General features: G+C 45.1%; 14 protein-coding genes. 5 read left to right on the top strand and 9 right to left on the bottom strand.

All coding sequences use genetic code 11. From position 1 onward, the window contains the following. Positions 1–64 precede the first annotated feature (64 nt). Genes kdsB through AB4589_RS17805 form a run of 5 tightly spaced genes read right to left on the bottom strand, consistent with a single transcriptional unit; the run spans position 65 to position 5905 of the window. The gene (gene kdsB, locus AB4589_RS17825) at positions 65–811 is read right to left on the bottom strand and encodes a 3-deoxy-manno-octulosonate cytidylyltransferase (protein ID WP_009847141.1); all 747 of its coding nucleotides are present in this window, start codon (positions 809–811) and stop codon (positions 65–67) included. Continuing rightward, complete coding sequence (locus AB4589_RS17820) at positions 811–990, bottom strand: Trm112 family protein (RefSeq protein WP_004736429.1); 180 nt, start codon at positions 988–990, stop codon at positions 811–813. Before AB4589_RS17820 ends, kdsB begins: the two co-directional genes overlap by 1 nt. Beyond that, on the bottom strand, positions 971–1978 hold the full coding sequence (lpxK, locus tag AB4589_RS17815; protein WP_017101615.1) for a tetraacyldisaccharide 4'-kinase: 1008 nt from the start codon (positions 1976–1978) through the stop codon (positions 971–973). Before lpxK ends, AB4589_RS17820 begins: the two co-directional genes overlap by 20 nt. Before the next feature lie 14 nt (positions 1979–1992). Further along, entirely contained in the window at positions 1993–3741 is a 1749-nt protein-coding gene (gene msbA, locus AB4589_RS17810; protein WP_009847143.1) for a lipid A ABC transporter ATP-binding protein/permease MsbA, read from the bottom strand. Between the two features lie 31 nt (positions 3742–3772). Then, the gene (locus tag AB4589_RS17805; RefSeq protein ID WP_371709187.1) at positions 3773–5905 is read right to left on the bottom strand and encodes a DNA internalization-related competence protein ComEC/Rec2; all 2133 of its coding nucleotides are present in this window, start codon (positions 5903–5905) and stop codon (positions 3773–3775) included. Positions 5906–6120: 215 nt separating this feature from the next. Between AB4589_RS17805 and AB4589_RS17800 the strand changes: the two genes are divergently transcribed. After that, positions 6121–6633 carry a DUF2062 domain-containing protein gene (locus AB4589_RS17800; RefSeq protein WP_009847146.1) on the top strand — a complete coding sequence of 171 codons (513 nt, stop codon included), beginning with the start codon at positions 6121–6123 and terminating at the stop codon, positions 6631–6633. Between the two features lie 212 nt (positions 6634–6845). On the opposite strand, the gene lolE is transcribed toward AB4589_RS17800, so the two are convergent. The 3 genes from lolE to lolC are packed head-to-tail and all read right to left on the bottom strand — an operon-like array spanning position 6846 to position 9984. Continuing rightward, complete coding sequence (lolE, locus tag AB4589_RS17795) at positions 6846–8090, bottom strand: lipoprotein-releasing ABC transporter permease subunit LolE (RefSeq protein ID WP_065679610.1); 1245 nt, start codon at positions 8088–8090, stop codon at positions 6846–6848. Continuing rightward, positions 8091–8783 carry a lipoprotein-releasing ABC transporter ATP-binding protein LolD gene (gene lolD / locus AB4589_RS17790; RefSeq protein WP_009847148.1) on the bottom strand — a complete coding sequence of 231 codons (693 nt, stop codon included), beginning with the start codon at positions 8781–8783 and terminating at the stop codon, positions 8091–8093. Next, positions 8776–9984, bottom strand: coding sequence for a lipoprotein-releasing ABC transporter permease subunit LolC (gene lolC / locus AB4589_RS17785; protein WP_372101328.1), 1209 nt, complete (start codon positions 9982–9984; stop codon positions 8776–8778). Before lolC ends, lolD begins: the two co-directional genes overlap by 8 nt. 227 nt (positions 9985–10211) lie before the next feature. Between lolC and AB4589_RS17780 the strand changes: the two genes are divergently transcribed. The 4 genes from AB4589_RS17780 to AB4589_RS17765 all read left to right on the top strand — a co-directional run bounded on the left by AB4589_RS17780 (position 10212) and on the right by AB4589_RS17765 (position 15762). After that, a complete protein-coding gene (locus tag AB4589_RS17780) occupies positions 10212–10781 on the top strand; it encodes a hypothetical protein (RefSeq protein WP_009847150.1) in 570 nt (189 codons plus the stop codon). 6 nt (positions 10782–10787) lie between these two features. Next, on the top strand, positions 10788–14249 hold the full coding sequence (gene mfd, locus AB4589_RS17775) for a transcription-repair coupling factor (protein WP_372101326.1): 3462 nt from the start codon (positions 10788–10790) through the stop codon (positions 14247–14249). 63 nt (positions 14250–14312) lie between these two features. Beyond that, positions 14313–15080, top strand: coding sequence for a peptidoglycan binding protein CsiV (locus tag AB4589_RS17770; protein WP_017104111.1), 768 nt, complete (start codon positions 14313–14315; stop codon positions 15078–15080). 136 nt (positions 15081–15216) lie between these two features. Next, positions 15217–15762 (top strand): GNAT family N-acetyltransferase, encoded by a 546-nt coding sequence (locus AB4589_RS17765; protein WP_012604406.1) that lies wholly within the window; start codon positions 15217–15219, stop codon positions 15760–15762. 110 nt (positions 15763–15872) lie between these two features. Here AB4589_RS17765 and AB4589_RS17760 read toward each other — a convergent pair whose 3' ends face one another. Next, positions 15873–17162 carry an NAD(P)/FAD-dependent oxidoreductase gene (locus AB4589_RS17760; RefSeq protein ID WP_017096883.1) on the bottom strand — a complete coding sequence of 430 codons (1290 nt, stop codon included), beginning with the start codon at positions 17160–17162 and terminating at the stop codon, positions 15873–15875. Positions 17163–17805 lie beyond the last annotated feature (643 nt).

Below are 17805 nucleotides of genomic sequence, written 5' to 3'. Positions count from 1 at the left end.
CGCGATAAGCAAGGCTCATGATTTTGCATTTTTGTAGAGCAAAGAAGTAGTCGCTAAAAGACGCTTAGCCAATAATAGCTCGAACCGCTTCTAGGTCTTCTGGCGTATCAACACCAGCTGCAGGTGCTTCTGCCGCAACGTCTACATGGATTTTTTCACCGTACCAAAGTACACGTAGCTGCTCTAGGCACTCAATACGCTCAAGGGTACTTGGTTCCCAATTGATATAGGTATTAATAAAACCCGCACGGTAAGCGTAAATGCCAATGTGACGAAGCAGTGGAGATTCAGCAGCTGTACCATTGTTCGCGTAAGCATCGCGATCCCAAGGAATAGTAGCTCGGCTAAAGTACAGGGCATACCCATCTTTGTCGGTCACAACTTTTACGGCGTTAGGATTAAACACTTCGTCAGCATGAGTAATTTCCACACCGAGTGTTGCCATCGGAGCTGTACTGTTCGCAAGGTTGTTCGCGACCTGATTAATGATCGCAGGTGGGATAAGTGGCTCATCACCTTGAACATTCACGATAATATGATCATCTGGAATCTTCATAACTTCAATCACTTCAGCGAGGCGCTCAGTGCCTGATTCATGATTCGGTGATGTCATACAAACGGTCGCGCCAAATGCTTTGGCCGCTTTTTCAACTCGAGCGTCGTCGGTAGCGATAATAACGTTATCGGCACCCGCCTTCATTGACTGTTCGTATACCCATTGAATCATCGGCTTTCCACCAATGTCAGCAAGTGGCTTCCCTGGTAAACGGCTCGATTGGTATCTTGCAGGTATAACAACCGTATAAGACATTACTTACCCTCATCCATTGAAACGGTGCGAGCTTCAGGTTCCAAAAGAACAGGAATACCCTCTTTAATTGGGTAAGCAAGGCGATCAATTTTACAAACAAGCTCTTGCTTATCCTTGTCAAAAGTTAGTTTACCTTTACATACAGGGCAAGCAACGATCTCAAGTAGACGGTGATCCATAGTATTCCATAACCTCTTTTATTCTTTTTAAAATTTGCTGTTGCGAATCTTCATCAAACTGCGCAGAAACTGGAAGATACCACCAGTTATCTTGCGCATATTCTTCGCATTTTACAGCGTCTTTTTCTGTCATAATCATATTCATACCTTTTTTTGCCAAGGCATGAAGTTCATCTTTATCAAAATCTTGATGGTCAGCGAAGCCCTGCGTGTAAACCACGTCACCATCAAGGTTTTCCAATGTTTTGAAAAAGCGTGGTGGGTGACCGATACCAGCAAAAGCCACCAGCTTCTGTAATTCTGCCACAGACCTTTTCTGACCCGTCTTCAGGTTAACCGCTTGGCTTGGAAGCAAAGACATCGAGAACTCTCGCCCGTGGGCTTTACCGCCATTATTAACCAAAAAGTCTACGTCATCTAAACGAGATATAGGCTCTCTTAATGGGCCCAAAGGAATTAGGCACTCACTACCAAAGCGTCTCGCACCGTCGATAACAGCAAATTCAATATCGCGTTCAAGTGCATAATGCTGTAGGCCGTCGTCAGTGATGATGACATTAACCCCTTCGCTCAGCAAAGCCTTTACTGCGTTTGCGCGCACAGGGTCAACCGCTACAGGCGCACCAGTTCGCTTACGAATCAAACGAGGCTCATCACCAGAGTGCTCTGCTGGCGTGTTTTCATCCAACACTAACGGATAGTTTGGTGCTTTCGCCCCATAACCTCGAGAAACAACACCTGGCTTAAAGCCGTGAGCCTGAAGCATCTCTACCAACCAAATCACAACCGGTGTTTTGCCATTGCCGCCAGCGGTAATATTACCAACAACAATCACGGGTAAAGGCGGGCGATAGGTCTCTTTTTTCCCCGATAGATAAGCATCACGACGTTGACCGCTGATCATTTTGAACAGCAGACTCAATGGCCACAATAGCGGCCAGAGAAAGTATTTTAATGGGTGATTGTTAAACCAAATTTTTTCGATCACAACAAGACCTAATCTTATCCGCTGAACTGAATTCGGTGTAGTTGTGCATAAGCGCCATCAAGGGCGATGAGCTCGGCATGTGCACCTCTTTCTACAATATGCCCATCATCAACCACTAGAATCTCATCAGCTTGCTCGATAGTAGATAGTCGGTGTGCGATAACAAGTACTGTTTTGTCTTTCTGCAGCTCTTCTAACGCAGATTGAATCGCTCTTTCTGACTCGGTATCCAATGCAGATGTCGCCTCATCAAGGATCAGAACAGGTGCATCTCTCAATAGAGCACGTGCAATCGCGATACGCTGTCTTTGACCGCCAGACAGGCTCGCGCCATTTTCGCCAACAACCGTATCGATGCCATTTTCCATGCCTTCGATAAACTCGCTTGCATGCGCAAGTTTAGCCGCGTGTTCGATCTGTTCACGTGAATACTGTTCTTCAGCTGCGTAAGCGATGTTGTTCGCAACCGTATCGTTAAATAGGTGCACATTCTGGGAAACAAGAGCGAAGTGCTCACGTAGATTTCTTAATTCATAATCACGAATGTCGTGACCATCAAGCTCAATAGAGCCAGAGTCTACGTCATAAAAGCGAGTAAACAGGTTCGCAATGGTACTCTTACCCGAACCTGAACGGCCGACAAGTGCGACTGTCTTGCCTTTCGGTATATTAAAACTGACCTTATCAAGCGCTGCTTTCTCTGCTCCTTGGTAAGTAAATGTCACATCTTTTACTTCGACTTCACCCGCTACGGTTTCAGGCTTCAACGTACCTTTATTTTGTTCCGTATCTAGATCCATCAAACCAAATAGGGTCGTACTCGCTGCCATACCACGTTGGAATTCAGACGTTACGTTAGTCAGAGCTTTTAGTGGGCGTAGTAAACCAAACATCGCCGAGAACACAACAGTGAACGTACCAGGAGTAAGCTCTGCTTTAATTGAATCAACACTAGCAAGAAATAGAACAACTACGATTGCAAGTGATGCAATCATCTGAATAATTGGGTTAGCGGCCGCTTGAGCAGTGATTAGCTTCATGCTTTGTTGGCGCATTTGGTTACTAACTTGGTCAAAGCGGTGTTTTTCTAGATCTTGTCCGCCATACGTTAGAACGACTTTATGTCCTTTCAGCATTTGTTCTGCAGAAGAAGCGACGTGACCCATACTGGTTTGCATGTTCTTAGAGATCTTTCTGAATCGCTTCGATACGATACTGATTGCCCACGCGACAAGAGGGGCGACAGCGAACAACACCAAAGACAACTGCCAACTATTCCAGAACATCAGCGTCAACAGGCCAATAATACTTGCACCTTCACGGACAATACTGACTAATGCTTTACTGGTTGCCGCAGAGACTTGCTCTGAATCGTAAGTAATTCGAGATAGCAGCGCACCAGTCTGTTCTTTATCAAAAAAAGAAACTGGCATATGCATAAAATGGCTGAATATTTTACGTCGAATTTCCATGACCACATTGCCTGAAACCCAGCTCAAACAATAAGTTGAAACAAAGCCACTGATGCCACGAACGAACATCATGACAAAGATAATGAGAGGGAGCGTACGTAAAAAGTCAGATTCTGCATTACCAAAGCCTTCATCGAGTAACGGCTTTAGTAAGGAAATCATGTAGGTATCAGTGACAGCATTTATAATAAGCGCAATAACCGCAACACCAAGGCCGGCTTTATATAGTCGAATATAAGTCCAAAGTCTTTTAAATGTGACCCAGGTAGTTTCATCTGTTTGTGTTGACATAGAATCGCTTAATTTTCTCACAATAATCTTCCTATTCTACTCCCTTACGAAGCATCTGCCTATACCACTGTCTGCCTTGTTGTTCTCTAATCTCATGATATTGCCAACCTTCTTGACCAATACTGATGGTTATTTGGCCGCTTTCTCCAGTATCAAGCCAAGCACTCCCTGCGTCGTTATAACGTTCAATAACGGATTCACTCGGCATCCCCCATTGATTGCCTTTGGCCAAAGAAGCGATCGCTAACTGAGGTGAAACGGCCTCAATAAAACTGGCGATCGAAGACGTATTGCTACCATGATGAGGAACAAGCATTACGTCACTTCGAAGCCGTTCGCCTTCGCGTGCAAGTAACCACTCACTGACCAATTCAATATCACCAGTAAGTAACATCGAGAACTCTAGATCGGGGTCAAAAAGCCTGACCACGCACGAATGTGGGTTATACGCCCTCTTCACTTGTTTGGGAGGCCACAAGACCTCAAAAGCAACCCCTTGCCAAGTCCATACTTCTCCTAAAATACATGCTTGAATATTTGACGATTCTTGAATCGTAGATTGTCCTTGTTGACTGATATTCTGACTGGCTCTTACCCACTTAGGGTTGTAATTTTCAAGTAACGCCGGATAGCCACCAGCGTGGTCAGAATCGAAATGACTCACTATTACACCCTCCAACTCATGAATTCCCCTCTGATTCAAAGTAGGAATAAGTAAGGATTCGACAATGGAACCTCCTGGCCATGCGTTACCAAGATCGTAAACAACAATCTGATTGTTCTTTTCTAAGAGCAAAGACAACCCGTGACCAACATCCAAGATATCGATAGTTAGTTTGTCTTGTTGAGGCTTGCCGAACTCCCACCACAGTACAAACACGGTAATAATCAATATAGATAGTGCTCGCTTGAAATATCGACTGACAAAACCGAAAAACAAGATGAGGAATACAGACAACTCAATCGTGTGATTATCCACTTGAAACCAAAATCGTTCAGAGAAAGGAAGACTAAATACGAGAGGCTCAAGCGATAAGTCGACCAACATCCATAATTGTTCAGACAAACCATTGTTGAATGTAGTTAAGCCAACGCCACCTGATACTGGCGCCAATATTAAGCTAAAGAACATTGCCAGGAACAATAGTGGAATAACCACCATCGACACCCAAGGTAAAAGGAGCAAGTTGTAGAAAACAGAGACTAAGCTGACCCCATTAAAGAACAGCATCGAAAAGGGAGCAATCAGGAATGTCAGCATTAACTGAATCTTGAAGAGCTGCAGTGCTCGGTCGATAAATGTTGAGTTTGAATCGGATGACTGACTATTTAACGCAATGTAAAGAACGGCACCTAACGCACCAAAAGACAACCAGAAGCTACTCGATAATGCTGAAAATGGCCAAATTAGCAGAACCACGCACAAACTTAAGGCGACATACCGAAACAAACTGATATTTTGCCCACGCCACAAGAAATAGCTGGCGATAATACACATCACCAAAGCTCTCAAGGTGGGCAGCGTGAACCCAGCAAACCAACTGTAGAAATAGGCTAAGCCGACTCCGAATATTGTGGGCAACCAAAGAAGTGAAGATGATAGTAACCTGAATACCTTTCCTACTTGATAGCCGATAGCAAAGGCAATCCCAATATGCAGCCCCGAAATAGCCATCAAGTGAATCAAACCACTGCTTTTAAGTAAGTCCCAACGCTGAGAGTGAATAAGGTCTCGATAACCAAAACTCAAAGCCATAATGAGGTCTTGATTTGCCAGTTGACTTAACCTTTCAAGACTGTTTTCAAACCAATAGGACCGTAAGTTGCTATTGGTATGAATGCGATACTTTGTACCAGATCTGTAAATTGCATTGGCAACCACACCTGCACTAAATAGATACTTTTCTAAATCAAAGCCAGCTTCATTGAGCTTGCCCCATACAGGCTTTATATACACAGATAAATTGACATCATCTCCGAGTGTTAACTTAAAAGGAGTAAACAAACGTAATTTTATCAATTGAGGAAAGATTAATTTTTCGCCGCCAATTGATCTAGCTACTATTACGCTTTCAAAACCGTGGCTATTTTCACTAAAAAGGCTAACAACCGAAGCATTTATGGTAGTATTCTGCCCTGATTGAAATAAGCGACTCGTTTGTATTTCAATTACATTCCCTAGGCAGATAACTAGTATCAATGCTGTTGCTAGACCTCTTGCACTCCGGAAAACGCTATACTTTGTTGATGCTAGTAGTAACAACAGCATCAATGGTGCCCAAACCCAATGAGGCATCACAGGCCAGAAGCTGGCAGACACAACTGTCGCAGCAAATGAAATCAAGAACCAAGTGTTAAACAAGAGAGTAGCTTCCTCCTATGCCAAGAAAGTTTATCAAACGATTTATGCCTGACCATGAGCTAATCAAGCGTCAGAAAGCATTGAAAGTTTTTGGCAATGTTTTGTACAACCCCAACTTATGGTGCCTTAATCGTCGCTCTGCGGCTGGCGCATTCGCTGTTGGGTTATTCATGGCGTTTGTCCCTCTACCAAGCCAAATGATTATGTCTGCAGGCCTTGCTGTCGCATGTGGCGTTAACCTACCTTTGGCTGTCGCACTTGTTTGGATCAGTAACCCGGTCACTATGCCCGTTCTCTTCTACTTTGCTTATAAAGTTGGGGCGTTTGTTATGCATGTACCACCTCAAGCCTTCCATTTCGAATTGTCTTGGGACTTCATCTTGGCGCAAATGAATACGATCGGGCCTCCTTTCTTACTGGGTTGCCTGATTTGTGGCGTGGTTTCAGCAATGATTGGCTACTTTGGTATTCGTGGGTTATGGCGTTACTCAGTAGTAAGAAGTTGGAAGAAGCGTCAAGCAAGGTACTGACAACTTTTCCTTGTCGTTCAATCTATCTTTGTATGCGCTTCACTTAAACCGCACACAAGTTAAAGTCAGATGGACCACAGAACTCTGCAATATTGGGATGTAACCACAGTCGTAAAGAATGCAGATTGAATTCAAAAAAAAGGATCCCATCAGGGATCCTTTTTTGTGTATGCCATTTGTCTATCATGCTACATGAAGTATTACTAAGCGCATTACTTCGAGCTAAGCACCGAGGCAGGGTTTAACTTGGCTGCTCGTGATGCTGGGTACCATGTCGCCAATAGGCTCAATACAATCGCTGTACCTGAAACCACAACAACATCCGTCATATCGAGTTGTGATGGCAAAAAGTCGACAAAATAGATGTCACCGGACAAGAACTGGTGATCAACTAGCCTTTCAAGCCCTTTGATAAGTGTCGTGAGATTAAGCGCCACTAACACGCCTATTACACTGCCCACCAAACTACCTAACACACCGGAGAATACGCCCTGCCAAACGAAAATGCGTTTCACAAGGCCGTCCGATGCGCCCATGGTTCTTAAAATCGCGATCTCTGATGCTCTGTCTTTTACTGCCATCATTAATGTCGAGACAATATTGAAACAAGCAACACCAATAACCAGTACCATCACCAGATACATAATGGTGCGAACCAACTGAATATCTCGATACAAGAAGCCAAACTTCTGTTGCCAGCTTCGTAGATACACATACACATCAAGCTGGTTACCCACCTCACGCACAATAGAGTTCGCGTTCAGAACATCGGTCACTTTTAAAGAAACTCCGGTTACTGCCTCGCCTAGGTTTGCATAAACTTGAGCATCGCCAATCGGGATTAGCGCCAAGCTGTGGTCGATCTGGCCATTAAGCGTCAGTAAGCCAACCACTTTCACTCGAACACGTTTAGGTGCTTGAACCTTAACCGACCCATTCACCGTCGGGATCATCAGAGTCAGGTAATCACCGACTTTCGCGCCGAGTACATTAGCCACACCAGAGCCCAAGATAATCTGTTGTTGCCCTGCTTTAAAATCGCTCCAGGCTTGCTTATCGATAAAACTCGATAGGCTTGAGACTTGTTGCTCAAGTTGTGGGTCAACACCGCGAACTTCAATTGCTTTCAACTCTTTGCCTTTTTCGGCAAGCGCGGTAATTTTCACATAAGGGGCTGCAGCAACGACTTTATCGTGCTTTACCGACTCCTCAATCACATGCTCCCAGCGAGTTACTGGTTTATTCACGCCCTCAAACTCACCGTGAGGAATGACAGAAAGTACTCGTGATTGAAGCTCACGCTCGAAACCATTCATGGCCGACAAACCAATGATGATTACCGCGACACCGACAGCAATACCGATCGTCGAAGACAGAGAGATGAACGACACCATTTTGTCTCGTTGTTTCGCCCGGCTAAATCGGCCGCCTATCAATAGAGATAAAGAAGAAAACACTTAGCTCTCCTCTTTTTCTACGTTGACCAGTAAACCATCTTGCATGTGAAGTTGGCGATCCATCTTACCGGCAAGTTCACCATCGTGAGTCACAACCAAAAAGGCAGTATCGTACTCACGGTTCAGTTCGCGCATTAAGTCGTAAATAGAAAGTGCTGTGTTGTGGTCTAGGTTACCAGTCGGCTCATCCGCCAACACTAGCGCAGGCTTGTTCACCAATGCACGAGCAATTGCCACTCGTTGCCTCTCACCACCTGAAAGTTCTGAAGGTCGGTGGTCAACACGATGACTTAGCCCCACTTTATCAAGTAGCAACTGTGCTTCTTGTTTAGCTTTCGCTGGCTTCTCTCCACCTATCAACAACGGCATTGCTACGTTTTCTAACGCTGAGAAATCAGAAAGAAGATGATGGAATTGATAAACAAAGCCAAGATGCTGGTTGCGAAGCTTGGCCTGCTTATTCGAACTCAAAGACGCTAAGTCTTGTCCGAGAAAGCTGACACTACCATCAGACGCATCATCCAACGCCCCTAAAATATGCAATAGCGTACTTTTACCTGAACCGGATGTACCAATGATTGCGACTAGCTCACCCTTTTCTATTTCGAAGCTGACGCCCTTGAGAACCTCAGTATCTAACGAGCCTTCACGGTACGTTTTACGGATATCATTACATTGAAGAAAATTACTCATAACGAAGGGCCTCAGCAGGTTTCACAGACGATGCACGATAAGAAGGGAAGACAGTGGCAATCAAGCTAAGTGCAATAGCCAGAACCACAACAACGGCGATTTGAATTGGGTTAATTAAAATTGGCAACTGTCCACCAAATGAAAACAGAGCAACACCCATCGCCTCTAAAATAGTATTGAGGTTCGAAGCTAAAATCACGCCCAGGATGCCACCAGATAATGCGCCGATCACACCACTGCTTGCACCTTGAACCATAAAGATCCCCATGACTTGACCATCACGCATACCTTGGGTTTTTAAGATGGCGACTTCGGACTGTTTCTCCATCACCACCATAATAAGCGCAGAAATAATATTAAACGCAGCAACACCAATGATCAGCCCAAGCATCAAGCCCATCATGTTTTTTTCCATTCGAACGGCTTGGAATAGCTCGCCACGTTGGTCTCGCCAATCGCTCCACACCCAACCTTCCGGTAGCGGTTGGTTTGATAGTTCTGCCACTTCAAATGGGTCATCAAAAAACAGTCGCCAGCCTGAAATGGTGTCTGATTTATAGCGCATCAAACGCCCAGCATCGTTGATATCTGTCACCATCAATTGAGCATCGATATCCGAACCCGTGTTAAAAATCCCAGCTACGGTAAAATTTCGCTGGCTTGGAATACGTCCTAACGGCGTGTATTGGCTGGCACTGGTCACCATTAAGCGAACTTTGTCGCCCATAGACACTTTCAAGTTTCTTGCCAAGGTATGACCAAGGAAAAGCTGATACTGACCAGCTTTGAGTGAAGACAGTCTGCCAGCAATTAAATGATTCTGAAGAGGGTCATCTGAATTTGGCTCAATACCGATTAACAAGCCCGCAGATAACTGAGCAGGACTTTGGATCACCGCTTCGCTGCGAACAATAGGTTCTACGTGGCCATTGAGCGACATTTGCTCCGCAAAGCTAGGTGCTTGAGCAGAAAGTGACGTTGTGCCTCCTTGCTCGTAAACGACGGCTTGAGGAAGGACACCAAGAATTCGGTCTTTTAACTGCGCTTCGAATCCATTCATTACCGACAAAACAGTAACCAGAGACAGCACACCAATGGTAATTCCGGCTGTCGACATATAAGAAACAAAACGGCTAAAGCGATCACCTGAACGGCCTTTCAAATAACGCAGGCCAACAAACAATGAACTAGGATGAAACATACTTTGAACCATCTAAAGGAGATGCGGGTTAATGTAACGGGTATTGCCGTTACTGTGTAGGGGTTAATTGAAAATATAGGGTGAATTAACTCAATTAGTTAGGCTTGAAAAACAGAACCTTGTCAAATAGCTGACTTTCAAACAACTATTTGAGACTTTCAATTAACTGACCTTGATTACTGCGGCCACATAGCGATAATCAATAGATCACTTCAAGGAACTAACGCATGACAGAACAAGAGTTTTTTACCGTTCACCACAGCCTTACCGCTAATATTGAGCCAATGGACAGTAACTTCGCTTTACCTTCTCAGATTCAGTTCGAATCGGAGATCCCTGCCCCTTTTGTTGTGGCAAGTGAGTTTAGCCAATTGGACCTGTTAGCCGACAGTGCTCGCAACGAACTGAAAAACAGCGACTTGAAGAATGTCATCAGTTTATTGGATGCACAGAACTCTAAATTAAACCTCTTGTTGAGCTTTATGTTATCGCAACAAGATGATGAACAATTTCGCACCCATACGTATTCATTTGGCGCGAGTCAGTTCTCGTGTTTTTCCAAAACAGATATCGAAGCGGGTCGCTTAGTTAAAGCCAAGCTCTTTATCGAGCACCCTGCCGCCGCTATCTATTGCTACGCGGAGGTCTTCGCTAGCGAACCTAAAGATTCAGGCTTCGAAATCAAATTCAAATATGCTCATCTTCGTGATACTGACCAAGACTTGTTGATCAAGGCTGCGCTCCATCAACAACAAAAGCTCTTACGTCAACGCTCTCTAGAACGAGATAACAAGTAAATAGACATGACAAAACAATCCATTTTCACACTACCTAAGCTCAAAGGTGCCGGTGACAAAAAGCACATCGGCAACCTAGTTGGTTCATCTCTCGCGCTTACTATCGCTAAACTAGCGGAGCAGCATAACAGCCACACTTTACTTGCAGTGCCTGATCCTCAGATCGCACTCAAGCTTCAATCTGAAATTGAACAGTTTACGGCACATGAAGTTGCGTTGTTTCCTGACTGGGAGACGCTGCCATACGATAGCTTCTCGCCGCACCAAGAGATCATCTCAGATCGTATAGCACGCCTTTACGCACTGCCAACGCTAAAAGATGGCATCACGATCGTTCCGATCAGCACGTTATTGCAACGCCAGTCACCGCGCGACTTCTTACTACAACACACGTTAATGGTGAAAACAGGCGATCTCTATTCACTAGAGAAATTACGTCTGCAACTCGAAAAGTCGGGCTATCGCTATGTTGACCAAGTGTTTGGCCCGGGTGAATACGCTAGCCGTGGTTCTATTCTCGACCTGTTCCCAATGGGCAGCAAAGACCCGTATCGTATCGACTTCTTCGATGACGAGATCGACACGATCCGTACTTTCGATCCTGAAAACCAGCGCTCTATCGAAGACATCTCTGAGATTCGACTGCTGCCTGCTCACGAATTCCCAACCTCGGAAACAGCGATTGAAGATTTCCGTATTCGTTGGCGCCAACAGTTTGATGCGCGCCGTGAACCAGAATCGGTTTATATGCAGGTTTCTAAAGGCACGTGGCCTGCTGGTATTGAGTATTGGCAACCGCTGTTCTTCGAGCACACCGAAACCTTGTTTGATTATGTTGCAGATGAAGCGCAAATCCTCGTTCTAGGTGATGTCGAGACCGCAGTAGATTCGTTCCTAACCGACGTTTCTCATCGATACGAACAACGCGGTGTTGATCCATTACGACCGCTGCTCACACCTGAACAACTGTGGTTAAAGAAAGACGAACTGTTCGCACACTTCAAACAAAAGCCACAGGTCAATCTGAGCTTAGATTCAATTGAAGAAAAAGCTGGGCGTACCAACCTTCCAGTTACGTCTCTACCAGATCTCAGCGTTCAACATCAGAATAAAGAACCGTTGTCTAACTTAAGAAAGTTCACTGAAGCCTTCGACGGAAAAGTGGTCTTTTCGGTTGAGTCTGAAGGCCGCCGTGAAGCTCTAAGTGAATTGCTTCGAGGCATCAAAGTTCGTCCAAGCGAAGTTGAAAACCTCGACGCGGCAATTAAAGGTAAAGATAAGTTCACCCTGATCCTAGGTTCTGCTGAGCATGGCTTTATCCACGAAGAGCAAAACATCGCCCTTATCTGTGAAAGTGATCTATTGGGTGATCGCGTTATTCAGCGTCGTAAAAAAGACAAAAAAAGCGTAAACAGCGACACCGTAATCCGTCACTTAGCGGAACTTAAACCGGGCCAACCGGTTGTTCACATTGACCACGGTATTGGTCGCTACATAGGCCTGCAGACCCTAGAAGCGGGTGGTATGAAAACCGAATACGTAACACTTGAGTATCAACACGATGCCAAGCTCTACGTACCAGTTGCATCTCTGAACTTAATTGGCCGCTACTCTGGTGGTGCTGAAGATTCTGCACCGCTACATAAACTTGGCGGTGAAGCATGGCAGAAAGCTCGTAAGCGCGCCGCAGAGAAAGTCCGTGACGTCGCAGCCGAACTGCTCGATGTTTACGCCAAGCGTGAGCTTAAGCCGGGTTACAAATTTGTGCTCGATCGTGGTCAGTACGCAACCTTCAAATCTGGCTTCCCGTTTGAAGAAACCGATGACCAAGCGATGGCAATTAATGCGGTAATGTCTGATATGTGCCAAGCAAAAGCCATGGACCGCTTAGTGTGTGGTGATGTTGGTTTTGGTAAAACAGAAGTCGCAATGCGTGCCGCGTTCGTGTGTACCGATAACAGCAAACAAGTGGCCGTGTTAGTACCGACAACGTTACTTGCTCAGCAACACTTTGAAAACTTCCGCGACCGTTTCGCCAACTTGCCGATTCGTGTTGAGGTTCTGTCTCGATTCAAATCAGCCAAAGAACAGAAATCGATCATGCAAGATGTCGCCGACGGTAAGGTCGACATCTTAGTGGGTACTCACAAGTTACTTTCAAGTGACCTTCAGTTTAAAGACCTTGGCCTGTTGGTTGTCGATGAAGAGCACCGCTTTGGTGTGCGTCAGAAAGAAAAAGTGAAAGCAATGCGTGCGGATGTCGATATCCTAACGCTCACCGCGACGCCAATTCCACGTACATTGAACATGGCAATGAGCGGCATGCGTGACTTGTCAATCATCGCAACACCACCAGCACGACGCTTAGCAATAAAGACCTTTGTCCGTGAGAGTGATGACGCGATCGTCAGAGAAGCGGTACTTCGTGAAATCATGCGTGGTGGTCAAGTTTACTTCTTACACAACCAAGTCGACACGATTGAAAAGACGGCTGAGTCACTACAGAAACTGATTCCAGAAGCGCGTGTCACCGTGGCTCATGGCCAGATGCGAGAGCGCGAACTAGAACGCATCATGAATGACTTCTACCACCAGCGTTTTAACTTGCTAGTGTGTACAACCATCATCGAAACCGGTATCGACGTACCAACAGCCAATACCATCTTAATGGACAGAGCCGATAACCTTGGTTTAGCACAGTTGCACCAATTGCGTGGGCGTGTGGGTCGATCTCACCACCAAGCCTATGCCTATCTGCTAACACCTCCTCCGAAAGCAATGACCAAAGATGCGGTTAAGCGATTAGATGCCATAGCTTCACTTGAAGACTTAGGTGCAGGCTTTACACTAGCAACCCATGACTTAGAGATTCGTGGCGCGGGTGAGCTGTTAGGTGATGAACAGAGTGGTCAAATCCAATCGGTTGGTTTCACCTTGTACATGGAGATGCTTGAACAAGCAGTTGAAGCATTGAAAGAGGGGCGAGAGCCATCGCTTGATGACCTACTGCGTGAACAAACTGAAATTGAGATGCGCCTGCCTGCGCTATTGCCTGATGACTACATCCCAGACATCAATACACGTTTGTCTACTTATAAGCGTATTGCGAGTGTGAGTGACACCGACGAATTGGCAGAGTTGAAAGTCGAGCTGATTGATCGCTTCGGCCTTCTGCCGGATGCTACCAAGAACTTGTTGTCAGTTTCAGAGCTAAAATTAGCCGCGGCGTCTATCAAAGCGAAGAAAATTGAGGCTCATGATAAAGGTGGATTCTTAGAATTCTACCCGGATGCTGACATAAACCCGACCTACCTTGTTAAACTGTTGCAATCTCAACCGCAAAAGTTTTCAATGGAAGGACCAACAAAGTTCAAGTTTACGATACCATTGGTCGACAGACGGAAACGAATTCAATTTGTTAGTGATTTATTGGGCGAATTCAGACAGAACTTGCTTCCTTCGGCATAAGACCCAATCCACTTGCACATATAAATTATCCAGCCGGTAGTTCGGCTGGAAGACGGAGTAAAAATGAAAAGACTGATCCCACTGCTACTATTGTTCGTCTCACTGCCAAGTTTGGCGCAGAGACAATTTGATATAGAAGTGATCATTTTTAAGCGTGCTGTTGATGCAGAAAAAGTGAATGAATCTTGGCCAAACACACAGCCTCAGATTTCACTTGAGCGCGTAGGTTCATTTCAAGATACCCAATACCGAGCGAAGAAAGGCGTGCAGATGCTGCCTTACTCGGAATACAAGTTAACACCTCAGAAAGACAAGCTACGCAAACACGCAGGCTTTGAAGTTCTGATGCATACCGCTTGGCGTCAAGGCGACCAAGGCAAAAGCTCGGCACCGGTTTTCCATGTTCAAGCCGGTAAAGACTTCTCCAAACAGTTTAATGCCGACGGTTCTGAGAAAGGTGTAGTAACAGCAGTAAATACTGATGGTTTTCAAGAAGAGACTATCGATAAGCCGCTTTACGAGTTAGACGGCAAGCTGCAAATCTACGTTCAGCATTACCTCTACGCTGAAACAACATTGGATTTAAAAGCGCCGAGCGTTCGTGAAGTGACTCTTCAAGAGCAACAAATCGAGCTAGATTCACCAGTAAGTGGCGCCGAAAGCAATGTTCAAGTGGGCAACCTCACTGAAATCTCTCCGACGGTTGAAGTGGAAGAGTTCCTTAAGAGCTACCGCATGGACCAAAAACGTCGTATGCGCAGTACTGAGACTCACTACCTTGATCACCCGCTTCTAGGCATGGTGATTCAAGTTCGACGTGTAGCGCAGTAAGTTACTTGCCGATTCGGCTATAATTATATAAATAATTCAATCCGCCCTCCTAGTGAGGGCGTTTTATTAAGTGCTATCTATCTTTATTCTGCACTGAATCCTTTGTTCAGTACTTACATGTAATTCGGTATTTCTTATGAGCCCTGACTTTCAGATAAATACTCAACACCTCAACCTAAAAATCATTGAAGCCTCAGACGCTCAAGAGTTTTCGCAGCTGGTTAAATCCTCCCCGAGTTTATTGCCATGGCTCGACTGGTGCCACGACGAGTTTTCGACCGTCGAGGCCGAGAGATTCATTCTTGCGACTCGCTTAAACTGGGTTAAAGCCGATGCGTTTGGCTTTGGTATCTTCGAACGAAAAAGCGAAAAGTTAGTCGGCATGGTGGCCATAAATGAGCTTTACCACACCTTTAATATGGCAAGTTTAGGTTATTGGGTGGGTGATCAATTTCAGAGAAAAGGGATAGCGAAAGAAGCAATGCTTGCCCTATTTGAATTTTGCTTCGCAATGCTCAAGTTGACGCGTTTGGAGATTGTCTGCGATACAGAGAACCTACCCAGCCAAAAGCTGATCGAGAAATGTGGCGCTGAACGTGAAGCCATTGCAAAGAATCGCTTTATCTTTAACGGTAAACCGAAAGATGGCGTGGTTTATTCTGTGTTACCTCCATTATCTTAATCGCTTAATAGAGTAACAATCCGAAATAACACGTACTCGACACGATCGAAAAAGAGCTCCGAAGAGCTCTTTTTTATTATCAGCGTAATGACCTTAGAAGGCTTACCTGATTAGTGAAGCTTTAGGTTTGGACGAAGGACACGGTTAATACGACCCACCAACATCATCAGTGATGTTTTGATTAAGCCGTGAAGTGCCATCTGGTGCATTCGGTACAAAGAGATGTAAACCACACGAGCAATACGTCCCTCAACCATCATCGAACCTTTAGTCAGGTTACCCATCAAGCTACCTACTGTAGAAAAACGGCTTAGTGAAACCAGTGAGCCTTTATCTTTGTAGATGTAGTCTTTCAGGTCACGACCGTTCAGCTTAGCAATGATGTTGCTAAATGCGCAGCTTGCCATTTGGTGAGCCGCTTGCGCACGTGGTGGAACAAACGAACCATCCGCTTGTGTACATTGCGCCAAATCACCGATAGCAAAGATGTTGTCATCAAGCGTAGTTTGCAGCGTGTTTTTGACAACCAACTGGTTGATACGGTTCGTCTCAAGACCACCGATATCTTTCATGAAATCTGGCGCTTTAATACCAGCAGCCCATACCATGATCTGTGCTGGGATCTTCTCACCATCTTTGGTCGTTAGACCGTCAGCATCAGCTTGTGTAACCATTGTCGTTGTACGCACGTTGACGCCAAGCTTAGTTAGCTCAGAATGTGCTGCGCTGGAAATACGAGGAGGTAGAGCTGGAAGAATACGCTCACCCGCTTCAACAAGGTTAACGTTCAGCTTGCTTGAATCTAGGTCGCCAAAACCGTATGTACGAAGCTCTTTCACAGCGTTATGCAGCTCAGCAGACAGTTCAACACCAGTAGCACCCGCACCAACAATCGCAATGTCTACCGTACCTTGACCATTCTTAGCGTGCAGCTTTAAGAACTGGTTATTCATTTCTGTACGGAAACGGTGTGCTTGCTCTGGGCTATCAAGGAAAATACAGTTGTCACGAACACCTGGGGTATTGAAGTCGTTTGACGTTGAACCTAACGCCATCACAAGAATGTCGTATTCAAGTTCACGGCTTGGCATCAGTAACTCACCGTGCTCATCAGTCAACTCGCTCAACGCAATCACTTTACGTTCACGATCGATATCATTCAGGCTGCCCATTTGGAAATCAAAGCAATGGTTTTTTGCGTGTGCGCGGTAGCTTAGCGCATCAACACCTTCATCCAGTGAGCCAGTGGCTACTTCATGAAGCAATGGTTTCCATAGGTGGCTTGCTTTACGGTCTACCAGAGTAATCTGGGCACGTTTCTTACGACCTAAAGTGCGGCCTAGCTTAGTTGCTAGTTCTAAACCACCAGCACCGCCGCCTACTACGATAATTTTTGTCACAATGACAATCCTCTACAAAATGAATAAATGGGGTTCGGCTCGATTACTCCAACCGATAAATTCTATGTATCTACTCGGCCTTAATTCCAAAGGCTGCGGCTTATTTGATGACTGTGATAATAAGTAACAACAGCTCACTGAGTAGTTAGAGGGATTACAAGCAACAAACATTGGTTTGTCACTTTGCTCACGTGGATGAAAAAGGTGCCTACCTGAGAGGCAGAGCACAAATTATGGGCAAGTTTTATCACTCGCTCTCAATTTTTTTTGACATTTATCAAAATATTTTGCTTTAGAACATTATATATAGCAAAAAGATGACCGCAACAAAAATCCTTACCCACAATGAGGATTCGTGACTGATTAGTTAACGTTTGCGCAAACTCATCGATAAAATCTATATGACTAGGGCGCATTGACCTTTCACGGTTAAATTTCGTTCGGTATCAAAGCGTTTTAATCACGGCAAGGAGGGAAGTAGCTGACAGCGCCGAGCGGAACTTAAAACACCATGTATTTTTAACTTAAAACGTTAATTGATCCGAAATTACCCGAAATAAAGCGGGATATAACGAAATGAGCGAGGTGATTTTTGTCGTGAATTATTTTATGTTAGTGCGTAACAAAACGCATAATTAGCTCT

The sequence above is a fragment of the Vibrio sp. 10N.222.49.A3 genome (assembly GCF_041475145.1).
Classification (GTDB): Bacteria; Pseudomonadota; Gammaproteobacteria; order Enterobacterales; family Vibrionaceae; genus Vibrio; species Vibrio tasmaniensis_A.
This window is presented reverse-complemented; position numbering and strand designations above follow the sequence as displayed.